The 19,261-nt window shown below is 71.9% G+C and carries 18 protein-coding genes; 5 read left to right on the top strand and 13 right to left on the bottom strand.

The window, feature by feature from the left end:
* Positions 1–321: 321 nt before the first annotated feature.
* A complete protein-coding gene (locus tag ACFY30_RS38610; protein ID WP_390849813.1) occupies positions 322–1,674 on the bottom strand; it encodes a class II 3-deoxy-7-phosphoheptulonate synthase in 1,353 nt (450 codons plus the stop codon).
* 112 nt (positions 1,675–1,786) lie between these two features.
* On the opposite strand from ACFY30_RS38610, the gene ACFY30_RS38605 reads away from it, so the two are divergent.
* The gene (locus ACFY30_RS38605; protein ID WP_078912442.1) at positions 1,787–1,843 is read left to right on the top strand and encodes a trp operon leader peptide; all 57 of its coding nucleotides are present in this window, start codon (positions 1,787–1,789) and stop codon (positions 1,841–1,843) included.
* A 99-nt stretch (positions 1,844–1,942) separates the two neighbouring features.
* Entirely contained in the window at positions 1,943–3,823 is a 1,881-nt protein-coding gene (locus ACFY30_RS38600; RefSeq protein WP_390849812.1) for an anthranilate synthase family protein, read from the top strand.
* Here ACFY30_RS38600 and ACFY30_RS38595 read toward each other — a convergent pair.
* The 5 genes from ACFY30_RS38595 to ACFY30_RS38575 form a co-directional block, all read right to left on the bottom strand.
* Complete coding sequence (locus tag ACFY30_RS38595) at positions 3,775–4,770, bottom strand: 2-hydroxyacid dehydrogenase (protein WP_390849811.1); 996 nt, start codon at positions 4,768–4,770, stop codon at positions 3,775–3,777. The genes ACFY30_RS38600 and ACFY30_RS38595 overlap by 49 nt on opposite strands.
* Before the next feature lie 99 nt (positions 4,771–4,869).
* Positions 4,870–5,898, bottom strand: a complete 1,029-nt coding sequence (locus ACFY30_RS38590; protein WP_390849810.1) for a 6-phosphofructokinase — start codon at positions 5,896–5,898, stop codon at positions 4,870–4,872.
* Positions 5,899–5,967: 69 nt separating this feature from the next.
* Positions 5,968–6,684, bottom strand: a complete 717-nt coding sequence (locus ACFY30_RS38585; RefSeq protein WP_390849809.1) for a response regulator — start codon at positions 6,682–6,684, stop codon at positions 5,968–5,970.
* On the bottom strand, positions 6,681–7,904 hold the full coding sequence (macS, locus tag ACFY30_RS38580; RefSeq protein WP_390849808.1) for a MacS family sensor histidine kinase: 1,224 nt from the start codon (positions 7,902–7,904) through the stop codon (positions 6,681–6,683). Before macS ends, ACFY30_RS38585 begins: the two co-directional genes overlap by 4 nt.
* 31 nt (positions 7,905–7,935) lie before the next feature.
* Positions 7,936–8,694, bottom strand: a complete 759-nt coding sequence (locus ACFY30_RS38575) for a lysophospholipid acyltransferase family protein (protein ID WP_390849807.1) — start codon at positions 8,692–8,694, stop codon at positions 7,936–7,938.
* Positions 8,695–8,852: 158 nt separating this feature from the next.
* On the opposite strand from ACFY30_RS38575, the gene ACFY30_RS38570 reads away from it, so the two are divergent.
* The gene (locus tag ACFY30_RS38570) at positions 8,853–9,632 is read left to right on the top strand and encodes an alpha/beta hydrolase (protein WP_390849806.1); all 780 of its coding nucleotides are present in this window, start codon (positions 8,853–8,855) and stop codon (positions 9,630–9,632) included.
* Positions 9,625–10,242, top strand: a complete 618-nt coding sequence (locus ACFY30_RS38565; RefSeq protein ID WP_390849805.1) for a hypothetical protein — start codon at positions 9,625–9,627, stop codon at positions 10,240–10,242. The genes ACFY30_RS38570 and ACFY30_RS38565 overlap by 8 nt, the downstream gene beginning before the upstream one ends.
* Here ACFY30_RS38565 and ACFY30_RS38560 read toward each other — a convergent pair.
* The 6 genes from ACFY30_RS38560 to ACFY30_RS38535 form a co-directional block, all read right to left on the bottom strand.
* Positions 10,239–10,985 (bottom strand): endonuclease/exonuclease/phosphatase family protein, encoded by a 747-nt coding sequence (locus tag ACFY30_RS38560; protein WP_390849804.1) that lies wholly within the window; start codon positions 10,983–10,985, stop codon positions 10,239–10,241. The genes ACFY30_RS38565 and ACFY30_RS38560 overlap by 4 nt on opposite strands.
* 134 nt (positions 10,986–11,119) lie before the next feature.
* A complete protein-coding gene (locus ACFY30_RS38555; protein ID WP_390849803.1) occupies positions 11,120–12,073 on the bottom strand; it encodes an ROK family glucokinase in 954 nt (317 codons plus the stop codon).
* 119 nt (positions 12,074–12,192) lie between these two features.
* Positions 12,193–12,690, bottom strand: coding sequence for a DUF5304 domain-containing protein (locus ACFY30_RS38550; RefSeq protein ID WP_390849802.1), 498 nt, complete (start codon positions 12,688–12,690; stop codon positions 12,193–12,195).
* A gap of 82 nt (positions 12,691–12,772) precedes the next feature.
* Positions 12,773–13,939, bottom strand: a complete 1,167-nt coding sequence (locus tag ACFY30_RS38545; protein ID WP_390849801.1) for an ArsA family ATPase — start codon at positions 13,937–13,939, stop codon at positions 12,773–12,775.
* Between the two features lie 173 nt (positions 13,940–14,112).
* Positions 14,113–14,550: an SRPBCC family protein gene (locus ACFY30_RS38540; RefSeq protein WP_390655801.1), complete on the bottom strand. Its 438-nt coding sequence runs from the start codon at positions 14,548–14,550 to the stop codon at positions 14,113–14,115.
* 117 nt (positions 14,551–14,667) lie between these two features.
* Positions 14,668–15,423 (bottom strand): metallophosphoesterase, encoded by a 756-nt coding sequence (locus ACFY30_RS38535; RefSeq protein WP_390849816.1) that lies wholly within the window; start codon positions 15,421–15,423, stop codon positions 14,668–14,670.
* Positions 15,424–15,761: 338 nt separating this feature from the next.
* Here ACFY30_RS38535 and ACFY30_RS38530 point away from each other — a divergent pair, with 338 nt between their 5' ends.
* Positions 15,762–17,558, top strand: coding sequence for an AMP-dependent synthetase/ligase (locus ACFY30_RS38530; protein ID WP_390849800.1), 1,797 nt, complete (start codon positions 15,762–15,764; stop codon positions 17,556–17,558).
* A 17-nt stretch (positions 17,559–17,575) separates the two neighbouring features.
* Here ACFY30_RS38530 and ACFY30_RS38525 read toward each other — a convergent pair whose 3' ends face one another.
* On the bottom strand, positions 17,576–19,156 hold the full coding sequence (locus ACFY30_RS38525) for a GMC oxidoreductase (RefSeq protein ID WP_390849799.1): 1,581 nt from the start codon (positions 19,154–19,156) through the stop codon (positions 17,576–17,578).
* Positions 19,157–19,261: the final 105 nt, after the last annotated feature.

Raw genomic sequence — 19,261 nt, 5'->3', positions numbered from 1 at the left:
CACCCCCCTGGGTGTGGGGCTCCTCTTCCTGCGCAACGGCCTGCTGCTCACCGCCGCCCTCAGCGCGGCCGTGGGCCGGTGGCGCTCGACGGTGCCGAAGTCCACCCCCGCGCCCCCCCCCCCGGGCCCCCCCCCCCCCCGCGGGGCCCCCCCCCCCCCAAACCGCCCCCCCCCCCGGGTTTTTGTTTTTTTCCGGCGCTCTGTTTTTTGGTTTCCAAAAACCAACCCCCCCCGGGGCCGGCTTTTTTTACTTGGGGGGGGGGGGCGTGTTTTGTTTGCCCCCCCCCCCCCCACTTCATGTCCCGGTGACGGACGCGACCGTCACTGGTCCCTGTACATCTCCGCGACGAGGAACGCCAGGTCGAGGGACTGGCTGCGGTTCAGCCGCGGGTCGCAGGCCGTCTCGTAGCGCTGGTGGAGATCGTCGACGAAGATCTCGTCGCCGCCGCCGACGCACTCGGTGACGTCGTCACCGGTGAGCTCGACGTGGATGCCGCCCGGGTGGGTGCCGAGGGCCTTGTGGACCTCGAAGAAGCCCTTGACCTCGTCGAGCACGTCGTCGAAGCGGCGGGTCTTGTGACCCGAGGCCGCCTCGAAGGTGTTGCCGTGCATCGGGTCGGTCACCCAGGCCACGACCGCGCCGGAGGCGGTGACCTTCTCGACCAGCTCGGGCAGCTTGTCGCGGACCTTGTCGGCGCCCATGCGGACGATGAAGGTCAGCCGGCCGGGCTCGCGGTCGGGGTCGAGGCGCTCGATGTACTGCAGCGCGTCCTCGGCCGTGGTGGCCGGGCCGAGCTTGATCCCGATCGGGTTGCGGATCTTCGAGGCGAACTCGATGTGCGCGTGGTCCAGCTGGCGGGTGCGCTCGCCGATCCACACCATGTGCGCGGAGACGTCGTACAGCTGCCCGGTGCGGGAGTCGACGCGGGTGAGCGCCGACTCGTAGTCCAGCAGCAGCGCCTCGTGCGAGGAGTAGAACTCGACGGTCTTGAACTCCTCCGGGTCGGTCCCGCAGGCCCGCATGAAGTTCAGCGCGTTGTCGATCTCCCGGGCGAGCTGCTCGTAGCGCTGGCCGGAGGGGGACGACTTCACGAAGTCCTGGTTCCAGGCGTGGACCTGGCGCAGGTCGGCGTAGCCGCCGGTGGTGAAGGCACGCACCAGGTTCAGCGTGGACGCCGAGGCGTGGTACATGCGCTTCAGGCGCTCGGGGTCCGGGACCCGGGCGGCCTCGGTGAAGTCGAAACCGTTGACGGAGTCGCCGCGGTAGGTCGGCAGGGTGACGCCGTCGCGGGTCTCGGTCGGCTTGGAACGCGGCTTGGAGTACTGGCCGGCGATCCGGCCGACCTTCACGACCGGCACCGAGGCGGCGTACGTCAGCACGGCGCCCATCTGGAGCAGCGTCTTGAGCTTGTTGCGGATGTGGTCGGCGGACACCGCGTCGAAGGCCTCGGCGCAGTCGCCGCCCTGGAGGAGGAACGCCTCTCCCTTGGCGACGGCCGCCATCCGGGCGCGCAGCTGGTCGCACTCGCCCGCGAAGACGAGCGGCGGATACGACTCCAGCTCCGCAACGACTGCGCGCAGAGCCTCGGGGTCGGGGTACTCGGGCTGCTGCGCCGCGGGCAGGTCTCGCCAGGTGTTGCCAGCGCCGGGGCTGGTCTTAGCGTTCACGGTCACGCCCTCAACATTACGGGGTCGTGTCGCGTCGTTTTCTCCCGGCTCGACAGGTGAGACGGTGTCCCGCTCACCTGTGGACGCGACCCGCCGCCCATGGGGTAGGGTGCGGCGCATGTTCGCGCTTTCGACCCAGAACTGGTGGTGGACCGCTCATCCGGCGGCCCACTGACTGCGCGTACGCAAGACTTCGCGAAGGCCGCCCGAGGGGCGGCCTTCGGTGTTTCCGGGGTCGTTCCTCTCCACCTCCCAGCGAGAGAGACCCCGACCGATGAACCTTCAGGACCTGCCGCACGACACCCGCCCCTTCGCCCTCCTGCGCCGCCGCACGCCCGGCCACGACGAGCACACGGTCGAGCTGCTGATCGGTCCGGTCGCCACGTACGACCGTCTCGCCGACCTCCCCGACGAGGGTCTGGCCCTCGTGCCGTTCCGCCAGATCCGCGAGCGCGGCTTCGACGTCCGGGACGACGGCACGCCGCTGTCCGTCCTCGTCCCCGAGGAGCGCCACGCCGTCCCGCTCGCCGAGGCGCTGGACCGGCTCCCCGCCCATGACGTGCGGGTCGAGGGCGGGGGCTTCGACGTCGCCGACGAGGAGTACGCCGAGATCGTCGGACGGGTGCTGCGGGACGAGATCGGGCAGGGCGAGGGCGCGAACTTCGTGATCCGCCGGACGTACGAGGGTGAGATCCCGGGGTTCTCCCGCGGAGACGCCCTCGCCCTCTTCCGGCGGCTCCTCGAAGGCGAGCGCGGCGCCTACTGGACGTTCGTCGTGCACACCGGGGAACGGACGCTCGTCGGGGCCAGCCCCGAGGTGCACGTGCGGATGTCCGGCGGCACGGTCGTCATGAACCCGATCAGCGGAACGTACCGCTATCCGGCCGGGGGACCCTCGCCGGAGCAGCTGCTCGGCTTCCTCGCGGACGGCAAGGAGATCGAGGAGCTGTCGATGGTGGTCGACGAGGAGCTCAAGATGATGTGCACGGTCGGCGACATGGGCGGGGTGGTGATCGGGCCCCGGCTGAAGGAGATGGCGCACCTCGCGCACACCGAGTACGAACTGCGCGGGAAGTCCTCGCTGGACGCCCGGGAGGTCCTGCGGGAGACGATGTTCGCGGCGACCGTGACCGGCTCGCCGGTGCAGAACGCCTGCCGGGTCATCGAGCGCCACGAGGTCGGCGGGCGCGGCTACTACGCGGGCGCCCTCGCGCTGCTGGGCAGGGACTCCGGCGGTGCCCAGACCCTCGACTCCCCCATCCTCATCCGGACCGCCGACATCGACGCGGCCGGGCGGCTGCGGGTGCCGGTCGGCGCCACGCTCGTACGGGGTTCGGACCCGGCGGGCGAGGTCGCGGAGACGCACGCGAAGGCGGCCGGGGTGCTGGCGGCCCTCGGCGTACGGCCGGGCAGGCCCCGGTCGGAGCACACCCGTCCCCGGCTGGCCGACGATCCCCGGGTGCGGGCCGCGCTGGACGGTCGGCGGGCCGCGCTGGCGCCGTTCTGGCTGCGGATGCAGGAGCGGACGCACGACCTTCGCGGGCACGCGCTCGTCGTCGACGGCGAGGACACGTTCACCGCGATGCTCGCGCACGTGCTGCGCTCCAGCGGCCTCGAGGTGTCCGTCCGGCGCTACGACGAGGCCGGGCTGCGGGAGGCGGTGCTCGCGCACGAGGGGCCGCTCGTGCTGGGCCCCGGCCCCGGTGACCCGTGCGACCTGACCGACCCGAAGATGCGCTTCCTGCGGGAGCTGACCTCCGTGGTGCTCCGCGGGCACCGGCACGGTGTGCTCGGCGTCTGCCTCGGCCACGAGCTGATCGCGGCGGAGCTGGGGCTGGACATCGTGCGCAAGGAGGTGCCGTACCAGGGGGCGCAGACGGAGATCGACCTGTTCGGGCGGCCCGAGACGGTCGGCTTCTACAACAGCTTCGTGGCCCGCTGCGACGACGAGGCGCTGGTGGAGCTCGCCGCGCACGGCGTCGAGGTGAGCCGGGCGGAGAACGGGGAGGTGCACGCGGTACGGGGCGCCGGGTTCGCCGGTGTGCAGTTCCACCCGGAGTCCGTGCTGACGCTGGACGGGGCCTCGGTCGTACGGGAGCTGGTGGCTCAGGTGCGCGGGACGAGCACGTTCTCCGAGCGGCGGCCCGCCTTGTAGTCCAGGACGTTCCTCACCGTGGCGTCGACGATCTGGCCGACGGCGTCCTCGGTGTAGTACGCCTGGTGGGAGGTGACCAGGACGTTCGGGAAGGTGACGAGGCGGGCCAGGGTGTCGTCGTCGACGGCCTCCAGGGACCTGTCCTGGAAGAACAGGCCCGCCTCCGCCTCGTAGACGTCCAGGCCGATGCCCGTGAAGCGGCCCTCGCGCAGCTCGGCGACGAGGGCCGCGGTGTCGATCAGTCCACCGCGGCTGGAGTTCACCAGGATCGCGTCGTCCTTCATGGCCTTCAGGGCGTCGGCGTCGACGAGGTGCCGGGTCTCGGGCATCAGGGGGACGTGCAGGGTGACCAGGTCGGACTCGGCGAGGAGCCGCTCCTTGGCGACGTACTTCATGCCGAGTTCCATGCAGGCGGGGTTCTCGGCGACGTCCCAGCCGAGCAGGCGCATGCCGAAGCCGTGGGCGATCCGGGTGAACGCCTCACCGATCTTTCCGGTGCCCAGCACACCCACGGTGCGGCCGTGCAGGTCCCGGCCCATCAGTCCGTCCAGACGGAAGTCGAAGTCGCGGGTGCGGACGGAGGCCCGCACGATCCGGCGGTTGACGGCCAGGGCGAGGGTCCAGGCGAACTCGGCCACCGCGTACGGCGAGTAGGACGACACCCGCGCGACCGTCATGCCGAGGCGCTCGGCGACGGCGAGGTCGATGTTGTTGAAGCCGGTGGAGCGCTGGGCGATCATCCGGGTGCCGCCGGCCGCCAGGATGTTCAGGACATGGCGGTCGAGGACGGCGTTGACGCTGGTGGAGACGGCCTCGTAGCCGGCCGCGATGGGGGCGGTGTCCTCGTTCAGGAAGACGTCCACGCAGCGGACCTCGTGGTGACCGGCGAAAGCCCGCTCGATCAGGGGTTTCTCGTCGGCCTGCACACCGAAGACGAGGATCTCCACAAGGCCCTCCGCAGCATTTGAGCGCATTTGTCCGGCTCTGGCGACTATACGGGGACGGGGCCCGTGCGGTGCGGGGCGCCTGCCGGAGCCGCCCGGACGTCAGCCGAAGAACACGCCCGCCTCGGCGTACAGCCACGGGTCCACGGTCTTCAGCGGCCCCGTCGCCTCCGCCAGCGGTACGCGCACGATGTCCGTGCCGCGCAGGGCGACCATCGTGCCGAAGTCGCCCTCGTGCACGGCGTCGACGGCGTGCAGGCCGAAGCGGGTGGCGAGCCAGCGGTCGAAGGCGCTGGGGCTGCCGCCGCGCTGGACGTGCCCGAGGACCGTGGTGCGGGCCTCCTTCCCGGTCCGCCGCTCGATCTCCCCGGCCAGCCAATCCCCCACCCCGGACAGCCGGGCCCCGCCGGCCGCGTAGCCCGGCCACGGCCCGGGCGCCACCGAGCCGTCCCGGGGGACGGCCCCGTCGGCGACCACGACGATCGGCGCGTACGACGCCCGGAAGCGGGAGGTGACCCAGGCGCACACCTGGTCCACGTCGAAGGGCTGCTCGGGGATGAGGACGACGTTCGCGCCGCCGGCCAGGCCGGAGCGCAGGGCGATCCAGCCCGTCTCACCACCCATCACCTCGACGACGAGCACCCGCTTGTGGGACTCGGCGGTGGTGTGCAGCCGGTCGATCGCCTCGGTGGCGACACCGACGGCGGTGTCGAAGCCGAGGGTGCAGTCGGTGCCGGGCACGTCGTTGTCGATGGTCTTGGGTACGGCGACACAGGGCAGCCCGTGGTCGGCCGCCAGGCGCGCGGCCGTGCCGAGCGTGTCCCGCCCGCCGATCGTGATCAGCGCCCCGACCTCGTGCTTGGCGAGGTTGTCCCGGATCCGGCGGACACCGTCCGGCTGCCGCAGCGGGTCCGTGCGCGAGGACCCGAGGATCGTGCCGCCCCGCGGCAGGGTGCCGCGCACCGCCGGGATGTCGAGCGGGACGGTCTCCCCCTCCAGGGGGCCGCGCCAGCCGTCGACGAAGCCGACGAACTCGAGGCCGTACTCCTGTACACCCTTGCGGACGACGGCCCGCACCACGGCGTTGAGCCCCGGGCAGTCGCGGCCTCCGGTCAGTACTCCGACGCGCATGCAGGTCCCCTCCGCCGGTCCTCCGCTTCCCGGCCCCACGCTAGCGGCGCGGAAGGCCCCGCCGGGCGGTTACGCGTCGTCCAGTCCCCGTTCTATCGCGTACCGCACCAGCTCCACCCGGTTGTGCAGCTGGAGCTTGCCGAGGGTGTTCTGCACATGGTTCTGGACCGTGCGGTGGGAGATGACCAGGCGCTCGGCGATCTGCTTGTAGCTCAGCCCCTTGGCGACCAGCCGCAGCACCTCGGTCTCCCGGTCGGTGAGTCGGGGCGCGTCCGGCTCGTCGCCGCCGGACGCGGGGCCGGGGTCGGAGGCCAGACGGCGGTACTCGCCGAGGACCAGTCCGGCGAGGCCGGGGGTGAACACCGGGTCGCCGGCCGCCGTGCGGCGCACCGCGTCCAGCAGCTCCTCCGTGGACGCCGACTTCAGCAGGTAGCCCGTGGCACCGGACTTGACCGCCTCCAGCACATCGGCGTGCTCACCGCTCGCGGAGAGCACGAGGACGCGCAGCGCCGGGTTGGCGGCGACGACCTCCTTGCACACCTGCGCCCCGGGCTTGGCGGGCAGGTTGAGGTCGAGGACGAGCACGTCGGGCGTGGTGGCCCGGGCGCGGCGCACCGCCTGCTCGCCGTCGCCCGCGGTGGCGACCACGTCGAAGCCGGACGCGGCCAGGTCGCGGGCGACCGCGTCGCGCCACATGGGGTGGTCGTCGACCACCATGACCTTGATCGGCCCGCCGGCCCCCGCCCGCCCGTCGCCGGTTCCCGCCCCGCCCTGGTCCTGGCTCATCGCAGTCCTGCCTTCCCCCGCTTCGCGTGTTCCTTCGGTACCGTCAGCTCGACCTCCGTGCCCTGCCCCGGAGTCGAGATCAGCTCGGCGCGGCCGCCGAGGTCGCGCAGCCGGCCCCGGATCGACTGGGCGACCCCGAGCCGCCCCTCGCCCTCGGCCTGCGCCAGCCGCCCCTCCGGGATCCCGGGCCCGTCGTCCCTTACCGAGACGATCACCTCGTCGGGCTCGTCCTCGACCAGGATCCAGGCCCGGGCGTCCGCCCCGGCGTGCCTGCGCACATTGTCCAGGGCCGCGCCCACGGCCGCGGCCAGCTCCCGGGCCGCGGCCTGCTCCAGCAGCACCGGCGCGCCCGGCTCGGCGAGGCTGACCCGCGCGGCGGCGTACGGGGCGAGCAGCGTGCGCAGGTCGAGCGGACCGTCGCTCTCCTCGGGCTCGTCGACCAGGCGGACGACGGCCCCCTCGGCGGCGTCCTCCGACACCCGGGAAACCGGTACCAGCCCCCCGGAGACCAGGGTGCGCAGCGCGACCTCCTGCTCCCCGGCCAGCCGGCCCAGCTCGGCCGCCTCGCCGCCGATGACCGCGCCGCGCCGCTGCACCATCGCCAGCACCTGGAGCACACCGTCGTGGATGTCCCGGGCCAGCCGCTCCCGCTCCCGGGTGGCGGCCTCGATCTCCAGGGCGCGGGCGAGGGTGCGCTCGGAGGCGCGGGCGACCTCGACGACGTAGCCGATGGCGATGGAGGCGACCCAGACGAGGATCACGTTGTGAACGGTGTCGCGGGCCGGATGGCCCCGCTCGATCAGGTTCGCGGCGGCGACGGGCGTGGAGGCGAACGCGGCCCAGCGCCAGCCGCCCTTGATGGCGAACGCGAGGACCGAACCCGCCGTCCAGATCGAGGGCAGGGTGGGTCCGCCCGCCAGGATGTGCCGGTCGGTGACGACGAGCGGGGTGAGGACGATGCCGGTGAGCGCGACGGCCAGGTCGACGGCGAGGAAGCGCTTGGTGCAGGCCGCCGCGTTCTGCACCCGGGGCACGGTGGCCAGCGTCCAGACGAACAGGACGGCGAAGTAGGTGATGGCGATGCCGGGCCGGTCGTAGTCGTCGTAGGCGGCGGCGAACAGGCCGACCGCGTACAGCATCGTCAGCACCCGGTAGCCGGTGAGCGCACGCCACAGCGGCAGCTCGACCGACATCCTCATGACTTTCTCGCGCCTGGCCATCCGACCCGTCCCCCCGCCCCCGGAGCGCCGCCTACTGCTCTTTTTCCTTCTTGGCCTGATCCTTCTCGGCCTGCGCGAGCGCCGCCTTCGCGGCCTTCTCCGCTTCCCTGCCGGCCTTCGCCGCCTCCGCGATCTGCCGCTTGGCTGCGGTCGCGTACATGTCGACGTACTCCTGGCCGGAGAGCTTCATGATCTCGTACATGACCTCGTCCGTCAGCGCGCGGAGCACGAAACGGTCGTGGTCCATGCCCTCGTACCGGCTGAAGTCCAGCGGCCTGCCGATCCGGATGCCGGGCCGCATCAGCTTGGGCATCACCTTGCCGGGCGGCTGGATCTTCTCCGTGTCGATCATCGCGACCGGGATGACGGGCGCGCCGCTGGCGAGCGCCACCCGGGCGAGGCCGCCCGGCTTGCCCCGGTAGAGGCGGCCGTCGGGCGAGCGGGTGCCCTCCGGGTAGATCCCGAACAGCTCGCCCTGCTCCAGCACCTCTATGCCGCTCCTGATCGCGGCCTCGCCGGCGCCGCGCGCGCCGGAGCGGTCCACCGGGAGCTGGCCGACGCCCTTGAAGAAGGCGGCCGTCAGCCGGCCCTTCACGCCGGGCGTGGTGAAGTACTCGGCCTTCGCGATGAACGTGACCTTGCGGTCCAGGACCGCGGGCAGGAAGAACGAGTCCGAGAACGACAGGTGATTGCTCGCCAGGATCGCGGGCCCCTCGGCGGGAATGTTCTCGAGGCCTTCCACCCAGGGCCTGAAGGTGACCTTCAGCGGTCCCCCGATAGCGACCTTCATCGCGCCGTACAACACCCGAGTGCCTCCTGTATGTGTCCTCAGACCTTAACCCGGAGCGGCGCCAAAGGCTCCGACGGCCCTGGTCGGTGTCGGTGCGGTCGCGTACCGTGAAGCACACGTCCCTCCCACCATGAACAGACGAAGACAGGAGACCGAAGGTGCCGGTCCTTCCTGGAGCCGAGCCGTACCGCCACGAGGGCGGGGAGGTCGGGGTCCTCCTCTGCCACGGCTTCACCGGTTCCCCGCAGTCGCTGCGCCCCTGGGCCCGGTTTCTGGCCGACCGGGGTCTGACCGTCTCGCTGCCCCTGCTGCCGGGTCACGGCACGCGCTGGGAGGACATGACACTCACCGGCTGGCCCGACTGGTACGCGGAGGTGGACCGCGAGCTGCGCGCCCTGCGCGAACGGTGCTCCCGGGTGTTCGTGGCCGGGCTGTCCATGGGCGGTGCCCTGGCGCTGCGGCTGGCCGCCAAGCACGGCGAGGACGTCGGGGGCGTCGTCGTGGTGAATCCGGCGAACCGGGTGCACGGGCTGTCCGCGTACGCGCTGCCGGTGGCCCACCACTTCGTGAGGTCGACGAAGGGGATCGTGAGCGACATCGCGAAGGAGGGTGTCGTGGAGACGGGCTACGAGCGGGTGCCGCTGCGGTCGGCGCACTCCCTGCGGGGCTTTCTGCGGCAGGTCGACGGAGAGCTTCCGCAGGTCACGCAGCCGTTGCTGCTGCTGCGCAGCGTCCAGGACCATGTCGTTCCGGCCGCCGACCCGGCCCGGGTCCTGAGCCGGGTGTCGTCCGTGGACGTGACCGAGATCCTCCTGGAACAGAGCTACCACGTGGCAACGTTGGACCACGATGCGGACCGGATCTTCGAGGAGAGCTACGCGTTCATCGCCCGGCTCGCGCCCAGTGTCGGCAAGGAAGGGACGGCCGTAGGTGGCTGAGCACGACTCCGACCGCGAGGACCGGGAGAACCGGGAGGAGCGGGACGGCCCGGACGCCCGCCGGGGCCGGGAGCCGGAGGAGCAGAGCGTGCCCTTCGACGAGGACGCCGCGTGGGCGGCGATCGTCGCGGGGTACGGCGACGAGCCGCCGGACCCGCCGGGGGCCAAGCCGTTCAAGTCGGTCGAGGACCTGGCACTCCTGGAGTCCAGGACGAACGAGGACGAACCCCGTGACCCGGGTGAGGAACAGGAGCCGAAACCGGCCAAGCCGCTGGGCAGTTCCGTCTCCTTCGCGCCCGGCGTGGGTCCCCGCGACCACTCCGCACCGGAACCGGCCGAGGAGGACTTCGACGAGGACGACGAGGGTCACTTCGTGCCGCCGGAGCCGCCGCCGCTGCCGGCCGCCGACACCACGGCCAAGTTCGCCTGGCTCGGGGTGATCGGCGGGCCGCTGCTGCTGTTGCTGGCGGTGCTGCTCGGCTGGGACATGACGTGGTGGCTGACGACGGTCTCCATCGGCGGCTTCCTCGGCGGCTTCGCCACCCTGGTGGTGCGGATGCGGCCGGACGACGAGGACGACGGGGACCCGGGGCGGGGAGCGGTCGTCTAAGCGGCGGGGATTTTGAGGGCGGCGAGGACCGGGAGGTGGTCCGTGGCCGCCCTCAGGTCGTTCTCGGTGACGCCGGGGAGGCCGAGAGGCACGCCGCAGCCCAGTACCTCCACGCCCTTCGTGGCGAAGACCGCGTCGATACGGCGGTCCGGCGCGGTGGAGGGGAACGTGTGCTCGGCGCCCCAGGGGGCGGTGGTGCGGCAGTCCCGCAGGGTGCTCGACAGCAGGCCGAAGGTGCGGCCCTCGGGCCTCTCGTTGAGGTCGCCGCCGGCGACGGCGTGTTCCGCACCCAGGCCGGCGAGGCGGTCGAGCAGCATGCCGCCCTGGTCGTACCGCTCGTCCTGGCGGAGGCCGAGGTGACAGCTGATCACGCCGAGGCGGGCGCCCCCGAAGCGGACGACGGCGGTGGCGAGGCCACGGCGGTGCTCACCGGGGGTGAGCGGGAGCAGGACGTCCTCGGTGCGTTCGACCGTGGCCCGCAGGGAGCACAGGACGGCCGGCCCGGCCGCCGTGCCGCCGCCGGTGAGGATCACCTGGCCGGAGGCGGCCGCGAGGCGGGCGAGTTTCTTGCGCCAGCGGAAGAAACGAGGGGCTTCCTGGACGAGGACCAGGTCGGGGGCGCAGGCGGTGATGACACGGGCGAGCGCGTCGGTGTCGTCGCGCATCGAGCGGATGTTGTAGCTCATGACCCGGATGACGGCCGAACCGTCGGACTCGGTGCGGGAGTTGGGGAGCTGCGGCATGTGGATCAATTTACGCCCGATGCGGCGGGGCGCGAGGTTTGTACGCGACTGCCGGTTGTCCGTCAGTCGCGTACACGCGGCGGAGCCGCACGGTGACACAGCCCCGCGCCCCTCAGAGGTCGGCCCCCCGGGCCTCACATGATGGGATCCGGCTCTCTCGCCAGGTCCGCCGCGCCCACCAGGCCCGCCTTGTTGCCCAGCTGGGCCGCGATGACATCGGCCACCGGACGCCAGTTGCCGCCGACCAGCCAGCGCTTGTAGGACTTGCGGATCGGGTCGAGGACCAGTTCGCCCTCGTCGGAGAGACCGCCGCCGACGATGAAGGCGGAGGGGTCGAAGAGGGAGGCGAGGTCGGCGAGGCCGGCGCCGGCCCAGCGGGCCAGTTCGCGGTAGGAGTCGACCGCGACCGGGTCGCCCTGGCGGGCGGCCATGGAGATGTGCTTGCCCTCGATGCCGTCGGGGGTGCCGTCGCCCAGGCCGAGGAGGACCTCGGCGTGCTCCGGGGTGGCGTTGGCGCGCTGCTTGGCGTAGCGCACCAGCGCCCGGCCCGACGCGTACTGCTCCCAGCAGCCCTGGCTGCCGCAGCCGCACAGCAGGCCGTCCGGGACCATGCGGATGTGGCCGAACTCGGCGGCGACGCCGAAGTGGCCGCGGCGCAGCTTGTTGCCGATGATGATGCCGCCGCCGAGGCCGGTGCCGAGCGTGATGCAGATGACGTTGCGGTGGCCCTTGCCGGCACCGAACTTGTACTCGCCCCACGCGGCGGCGTTGGCGTCGTTCTCGACGACGACCGGAAGGCCCACGCGGGCCTCGACCTTGTCCTTCAGCGGTTCCTGGCGCCAGTCGATGTTGGGTGCGAAGTAGACGGTGGAGCGCTGCCGGTTGACGTAACCGGCCGCTCCGATGCCCACGCCGACGATCTCGTGGCCCGCGCGGGCGCCCTCCACCGCCGAGGCGATGGCGTCCACGATGGCCTCGGGCGTGGTGGGGGTCGGCACCTTGAAGGTCGAGAGGATGTTGCCTTCCTCGTCGACCACGCCGGCCGCGATCTTCGTGCCGCCGATGTCGACGCCGATGGTGAGTCCCATGAATCCCTCAGTTTCGGTCGAGCCCCGCTACGGCCAACGGTACCCGAGCCACTGCCGTCGGATTCGCGTCGTCCGCCCGGCGGACAGGGCGCACGGCACGGGGGGCTCGCCTTCGAGGGTCAGTCCAGGTCGATGCGCTGTCCGGGGCCGGTTCCCTCGCCGCCGTCGCGGGGGTCGTGCTCGTCACGCGTGTCCTGCGTACGGCTCGTCCAGCGCTGTTCCTGGTGCTGGACCGCGGAGCGGTAGGCGGCGAGCAGTTCACCGCCGGCCGCCGCGAGATGGTCGAAGACGTCGGGGTTGCGCTCGATGACGGGTTCGACGGCGGCCTTGGCCTGCTGAACGGCCTGCCGGAGCATCTGCTGGGCGGCGCCGCCCGCGACCGCGCCGAGCAGCGGGGACTGGATGCCGGAGAGCTTGTCGGCGACGGCGTCGACGAGCTTGCGCAGTTCCTCGGCGGCCGAGCCCTCCGGCCGGCCCTGCTCGGCGCGGTGGCGGGCCTTCTCCCGGGCCAGGTCCTCGGCGCAGGCGGTGGCCCAGGCGTCGGTGTCGGTCGCGCGGGGCTCCTCGGCGACGGCCTCGTCCCGGGCGGCGTCGGGCGTGGGGCGCTCTTCGCTCATGACGGACTCCTGATGGCTCCTGGTGGACGACGCCTCATCACGGGTCGTCCCCTCCGACGTTACCCGAACGGGGGTATGCCGTTCACCGTCCCCGCGGCCAGAGACCGGGATCCGGCGTGAACCGGATGCGCAGCTCGCCGTCGCGCAGGGAGGCGCCGCCGACGGCGCAGCGGCGCAGGGCCGAGGGGAGCGGGACGATTCGGCGGAAGGGTCCGGCGGCGAGGACGAGTTCGTCGCCGCGCCGGACGAGGTCCAGCTCGTCCCGCAGGGCGCCGGGCAGCGGGATGTGCCAGACGAGCACGCCGTCCTCGGCGAGCCGGTCGGCGACGGGCCACTCGACCGGGGCGGTGTCCTGGTCGACCGGGGGCACGGCGAGGGCCGTGAGGTCGTCGGCGCCCCGGGGGTCGTGGCCCAGGTGGGCGACGGTCCGCGCCGGGCCGCCCCACTCCCCGAGGGCCTTGCGCTGCTGGGTGACCAGCCGGCCGAGCCATCCGTCGTCGGCCGCCGCCTCCGGCAGGACGCGGTTGGCGATGAGCGATTCGACGGGCAGCGCGCGCAGGGCGAGGCCGAGGCGGGCGTCCCGGACGGCTTCGGCCCCGGCCGGGCCGGGTTCGGCGACCAGCCGTACGGCGGTGTCGCGGTCGGCGAGGACCGCCTCCACGGCGGCCAGTTCCACGTCCCAGCGGGCGGTGGTCTCGTACAGCCACTCGGCGGGCATCGGCACCCCGGCGAGGCGGCCGAGGACGGGGCGCAGGGCGCGGGCGGCCTGGCGTTCCGGCGGGAGCAGGCGGCGCAGGTAGCGGCGCAGTTCCTCGGGGAGGGCGAGCAGGGCGAGGGCCTGGGCGGTGGGCGGCAGGTCGACGACGAGCAGGTCGTGCGCCTCGGCGAGGGCGACGTCCCGCAGCGCGCGCAGCAGGGTCAGTTCCTCGGCGCCGGGGAGCGGAGTGACCTCCTCGGGGTCGAGCCGGGCGGCTCCGAGCAGGTCGAGGACGGTGGAGGCGCGCTCCTGGAAGCCGGCGAGGTCGTCCCGGAAGCCGGCGGTGGCGTCGGGCCGCCAGGCGGTGAGGTTCGGCGCCGTGTGCAGCGGCTTCGCCCCTGTCCGCACCCCCAGCGCGGCGCCGAGGGTGTCGGTGCGGTCGGCGCTGAGGACGAGGGTGCGGGTGCCCGCGGCGGCCGCGTGGAGGGCGGTGGCGGCCGCGACGGTCGTCCGGCCGCTGCCGCCGGGGCCGGTGATCAGGATCGTGCGCATGGGGGTGAACCGTACCGTCGCAGGAGTGCGGGCGGGTCGGGCCGTGGCCCGGTGCCGGGGGTGGGCTGCGCGGCCCGGCGCGCGCGGGGTGCCACCCGGGCCCGCCCTCCCCCGCTCCCGGCGTCGCCCGGGCGGGGGACCCCCCTCGCCCCGGCGGCATGTCTGCCCGCGGGTTACGCCGACTCGACGCGCTTCTTGAGCCCGGCCAGGGCCCGGTCGATGATGACCTTCTCCGCCTTGCGCTTGATCATGCCGAGCATGGGGATCTTGACGTCCACCGTCAGCTGGTAGGTGACCTCGGTGGCGCCCGCGCCGGCCGGCCTGAGGAGGTAGGAGCCGTCGAGCTGGCGCAGCATCTGGGACTTCACCAGCGTCCAGGACACCTCGTGTTCGCCGGTCCAGGTGTAGCCCAGGACCTGGTCGTCCTTGATGGCACCGGCGTCCATGACCAGGCGGACCTGTTCGGCGCGGCCCTGCTCGTCCTTCTTGAGGACCTCCGCCTGCTTCACCTCGCCCGTCCAGTCCGGGTAGCGGGCGAAGTCCGCGATCACGGCCATGACGTCGGCCGGGGCCGCCTCGATCGTGATGCTCGAGCTGGTGTGTTCCGCCATCGCCGTGACTCCTCCGGATACGGGCCCGTAAAGGTACGTGTGTGCAGCGTGAAGGCTACCGCGCGGCCGACCTGCCGAGTTCACCCGGCGTCAGGTCGCCGTCGGGTCCCGGCCGGGTCACCACTCCAGCGCCCACGGCTCTCCGCTCCCCGCGAAGTGCCCGACGTTCACGCACTCGGTCGCGCCGATCCGCATCCGCCGGGCCAGTGGCTGGTGGACGTGTCCGAAGAGGGAGTAACGGGGGCGGGTCCGGCGGATCGCCTCCAGCAGGGCGCGGCTGCCCCGTTCGAAGCGGCGCGCCACCGTGTCGTAGACGAGTTCGGGCACCTCGGGCGGGATGTGGGTGCACAGCACGTCGACCTCGCCGACGGCCTCGATCTTCGCCGCGTACTCCTCGTCGCTGATCTCGTAGGGGGTGCGCATCGGCGTGCGCAGCCCGCCGCCGACGAAGCCGAAGACCCGGCCGCCGATCTCCACCCGCTCGCCGTCCAGGACCGTGGTGCCCGGTCCGGCGAACTCCCGCCACAGCTGCGGCATGTCGACGTTGCCGTAGGTGGCGTAGGTCGGGGTGGGGAACGCCGGGAACAGTTCGGCGTACTGTCTGCGCACGGCCTGTTCGATGAGCGTGGCCCGGTCGCCGTCGATGCCGCCCCACAGACGGCGCCCGAGCTCGCGGGCCTCCTCGAAGCGGCGGGCGGTGCGCAGCTCGACGATCAGGTCCGCGTTCTCCACGCCGAAGAGGTCGGGGAAGATCCCGCGGGAGTGGTCGGCGTAGTCCAGGAAGAGGACGAGATCGCCCAGACAGATCAAGGCGTCCGCGCCCTCTCCGGCCCGGGCCAGGTCACGGGCGTTGCCGTGCACGTCGCTGACCACGTGGATGCGTGTCCTGCGGTTACCGGAGGGTGTGGATGCCATGTCGATCAAGAGTAGGCGTGTGCGGCATACGTGAACAGTGGCGACGGGAATAGCGGTTACTGGCCAGTCAGTAAAGGGGTGGACTACTGTGCGCGGGAAAGCACCAATCTGTGTGACGCAGCGAACATCTCGTCGGGACCCCCTGTCAAAGAAGCCATACCGGCGGGTAACGTCCGGGCAGTCCAGTCGTGCTCAGGATTTCAACGGTTGAAACCCTGAGCGCCAGCCCGAGCCTTGGACCGCACCGTCGCATCACACAACGTCGTGGCGCCGGCGCCCTATGAGGAGCAGCAGTCTTGCGCGAGTTCAGCCTTCCGGCTTTGTACGAGGTCCCTGCGGACGGCAATCTGACCGACATCGTCCGCAGAAACGCCGCGCAGCACCCTGACGTCGCCGTCATCGCCCGCAAGGTGGGCGGCGTCTGGCAGGACGTGACCGCCACGGCCTTCCTGGCCGAGGTGCACGCCGCCGCCAAGGGGCTCATCGCCTCCGGTGTCCAGCCGGGCGACCGGGTCGGCCTGATGTCTCGCACCCGCTACGAGTGGACGCTGCTCGACTTCGCGATCTGGAGCGCGGGCGCGGTCACCGTGCCGGTGTACGAGACCAGCTCGCCGGAGCAGGTGCAGTGGATCCTCTCCGACTCGGGCGCGACCGCGATCGTCGTCGAGCTGGACGGCCACGCGGCCGCCGTCGAGTCGGTGCGCGAGACGCTGCCCGCCCTGAAGCACGTGTGGCAGATCGAGGCGGGCGGTGTCGAGGAGCTCGGGCGGCTCGGCCAGGACGTCGCGGACCAGACGGTGGAGGAGCGCAGCTCGCTCGCCAAGGCCGACGACCCGGCGACCATCGTCTACACCTCCGGCACGACCGGCCGGCCCAAGGGCTGTGTGCTCACCCACCGCAGCTTCTTCGCCGAGTGCGGGAACGTCGTCGAGCGCCTGCGTCCGCTGTTCCGTACGGGCGAGTGCAGCGTGCTGCTCTTCCTGCCCCTCGCGCACGTCTTCGGCCGGCTGGTGCAGATCGCTCCGATGATGGCGCCGATCAAGCTGGGCACGGTCCCGGACATCAAGAACCTCACCGACGAGCTGGCGGCCTTCCGGCCGACGCTGATCCTCGGCGTGCCGCGCGTCTTCGAGAAGGTCTACAACTCGGCCCGGGCCAAGGCGCAGGCGGACGGCAAGGGCGCGATCTTCGACAAGGCGGCGGACACCGCGATCGCGTACAGCAAGGCGCTGGACACCCCGTCCGGCCCGTCGATCGGTCTGAGGATCAAGCACAAGGTCTTCGACCGGCTGGTCTACAGCAAGTTGCGCGCGGTGCTCGGCGGCAGGGGCGAGTACGCGATCTCCGGCGGCGCGCCGCTGGGCGAGCGCCTCGGCCACTTCTTCCGCGGCATCGGCTTCACCGTGCTGGAGGGTTACGGCCTGACCGAGTCCTGCGCGGCCACCGCCTTCAACCCCTGGGACCGGCAGAAGATCGGCACGGTCGGGCAGCCGCTGCCGGGTTCGGTGGTGCGGATCGCGGACGACGGCGAGGTGCTGCTGCACGGCGAGCACCTGTTCAAGGAGTACTGGAACAACCCCGGCGCGACCGCCGAGGCGCTGGCCCACGGCTGGTTCCACACCGGTGACATCGGCACCCTCGACGAGGACGGCTACCTGAGGATCACCGGCCGCAAGAAGGAGATCATCGTCACCGCGGGGGGCAAGAACGTCGCCCCGGCCGTGATCGAGGACCGGATCCGCGCGCACGCGCTGGTCGCGGAGTGCATGGTGGTGGGCGACGGGCGGCCGTTCGTGGGCGCGCTGGTCACCATCGACGAGGAGTTCCTGGGCCGTTGGGCCGCCGATCACGGCAAGCCGGCGGGCTCCACCGCGGCGTCGCTGCTCGAGGACCCGGACCTGCTGGCCGCGATCCAGTCGGCGGTCGACGACGGCAACGCCGCGGTGTCGAAGGCGGAATCGGTGCGGAAGTTCCGCATTCTCTCCTCCCAGTTCACGGAGGACTCGGGCCATCTCACGCCGTCGCTGAAGCTCAAGCGCAACGTCGTGGCGAAGGACTTCGCGCCGGAGATCGAGGCGATCTACGCGAAGTAGTCACGCGAGCGGCACGATCATGGTGCGGTGTCCTCGGCGAGGACCCGCGCCATCGTGCGTTCGGCGAGCGCGGTGATCGTGACGAACGGGTTGACGCCGATGTTGCCCGGCACCAGCGAGCCGTCGGTGACGTAGAGCTTGGAATACCCCTTCACGCGTCCGTAGTTGTCGGTGGACCTGCCCAGCACACAGCCGCCGAGCGGGTGGTACGTGAAATCGTCGGCGAAGATCTTGCCGGACGAGCCGAAGAGGTCGTACCGGTAGATCGTCGCGTTGGCGGAGTTGATCCGGTCGAAGAGTTTCTTCGCCATGCTCACGGAGACCGCGCTCTGGGCGGCGCTCCAGTTCAGCCTGAGCGCGCCGTCGGTCCAGGAGAAGGCGGCCCGCTCGGGGTTCTTCGTGATCGCCAGATAGAGGCTGACCCAGTGCTCCAGGCCGGTCGGCAGCGGGGCGATCTCGGCGAAGACGGGGTTGTCGGCGTTGGCCCAGTCGTCGATGCCCAGGACCGGCATGGTCGACTGGTTGGCGCCGACCGTGTCCCACAGGTGGTTGGCCCGGCCGAGCATCACATTGCCGTTGGTGCCCCAGCCGGTGCCCACGCTCGCGTCCAGCGCCGGGAGCGCGCCGGTCTGCCGTGCCCGGACCAGGAGTTCGCTGGTGCCGAGGCTGCCCGCGCCGAGGAACAGATAGGTGCAGCCGTACTGTTTGGTCTCGACGACGGCGCCGGTGTCGTCGATGCGCTGGGCGGTCAGCAGCCAGGTGCCGTCGCTCGCCCGGCTGATCGCGGTCACCTTCTCCATGGTGTGGAGGGTGACGTTCCCGGTGCCGAGCGCGGACGCCAGATAGGTCTTGTCGAGGCTCTTCTTGCCGTGGTTGTTGCCGTAGATGACCTCCTGTCCGAGGGCGGACTTCGTGGCGGTGCCGGCTGCCTCGCGCTGCATGTGGCCGAAGTCGTAGACGCTGGGCACGAAGGTGGTCTTCAGACCGGTGTTGGCGGCGGCCTTCCGGGAGGTGCGGCTGAACCGGTACCACTCGGTCGACTCGAACCAGGCGGGGTCGATCGTGTTGACGCCGAGCATGGCGCGGGCGCGCGGGTAGTACGTGGCGTACATCTCGGTGACGTCGACGGTCGGGAACTGCTCGGCGAAGTAGGACTGGAGCGGGGTGACCGCCATCGAGCCGTTGACCAGGGAGCCGCCGCCGACCCCGCGGCCCACGAAGACGGACATGTTGTCGAAGTGGACCCGGTCCAGGACGCCGGGGTAGGGGCTGATGTCCTTGTTGACGACGTCCAGCCAGAGGAAGGTGGCCAGCGGCGCCTCGGTGCGGGTCTTGAACCACATGGAGCGCTGGTCGGGGCTGGCGGTGTTGCAGAAGATCTTGCCGTCGGCGCCGGCGGTGTTCCAGAGCCGGCCCATCTCGAGGACGAGCGTGCGGATGCCGGCCTGGCCGAGGCGCAGGGCGGCGACGGCGGCTCCGTAGCCGGAGCCGATGACGATCGCGGGCGCGGACTCGACCGCGGCGGGCTGGTCCGCGCGGGCCGACTGGAGGCCGACGCGGGTGAAGCCGAGGGCGGCCGCCGTCTGGAGGGCGGCCATACCAAGAATGTGACGTCTCGTCAGCTGACGCTGCATCAGTTTGGCTGTCATGTGCGCAGCATCAGCGGATTCCGGCCGTCCGGCTAGAGCCCGCGGCAGGGTTTG

Source organism: Streptomyces sp. NPDC000345 (assembly GCF_042898825.1).
Classification (GTDB): domain Bacteria; phylum Actinomycetota; class Actinomycetes; order Streptomycetales; family Streptomycetaceae; genus Streptomyces.
Note: the sequence above shows the minus strand (reverse complement) of the source record. Positions and strands in the feature narration are given on the sequence as shown.

What these genes read in the sequence shown, in the direction of transcription:
- macS (WP_390849808.1), bottom strand. Translation starts at nt 7,904, where the DNA reads ATGGCCAGGCGCGAGAAAGTCATGAGGATGTCGGTCGAGCTGCCGCTG.
- ACFY30_RS38545 (WP_390849801.1), bottom strand. Translation starts at nt 13,939, where the DNA reads ATGCGCACGATCCTGATCACCGGCCCCGGCGGCAGCGGCCGGACGACC.
- ACFY30_RS38525 (WP_390849799.1), bottom strand. Translation starts at nt 19,156, where the DNA reads ATGGCCGCCCTCCAGACGGCGGCCGCCCTCGGCTTCACCCGCGTCGGC.
- ACFY30_RS38590 (WP_390849810.1), bottom strand. Translation starts at nt 5,898, where the DNA reads ATGCGCGTCGGAGTACTGACCGGAGGCCGCGACTGCCCGGGGCTCAAC.
- ACFY30_RS38575 (WP_390849807.1), bottom strand. Translation starts at nt 8,694, where the DNA reads ATGAAGGTCGCTATCGGGGGACCGCTGAAGGTCACCTTCAGGCCCTGG.
- ACFY30_RS38600 (WP_390849812.1), top strand. Translation starts at nt 1,943, where the DNA reads ATGAACCTTCAGGACCTGCCGCACGACACCCGCCCCTTCGCCCTCCTG.
- ACFY30_RS38550 (WP_390849802.1), bottom strand. Translation starts at nt 12,690, where the DNA reads ATGAGCGAAGAGCGCCCCACGCCCGACGCCGCCCGGGACGAGGCCGTC.
- ACFY30_RS38585 (WP_390849809.1), bottom strand. Translation starts at nt 6,684, where the DNA reads ATGAGCCAGGACCAGGGCGGGGCGGGAACCGGCGACGGGCGGGCGGGG.
- ACFY30_RS38540 (WP_390655801.1), bottom strand. Translation starts at nt 14,550, where the DNA reads ATGGCGGAACACACCAGCTCGAGCATCACGATCGAGGCGGCCCCGGCC.
- ACFY30_RS38560 (WP_390849804.1), bottom strand. Translation starts at nt 10,985, where the DNA reads ATGCCGCAGCTCCCCAACTCCCGCACCGAGTCCGACGGTTCGGCCGTC.
- ACFY30_RS38555 (WP_390849803.1), bottom strand. Translation starts at nt 12,073, where the DNA reads ATGGGACTCACCATCGGCGTCGACATCGGCGGCACGAAGATCGCGGCC.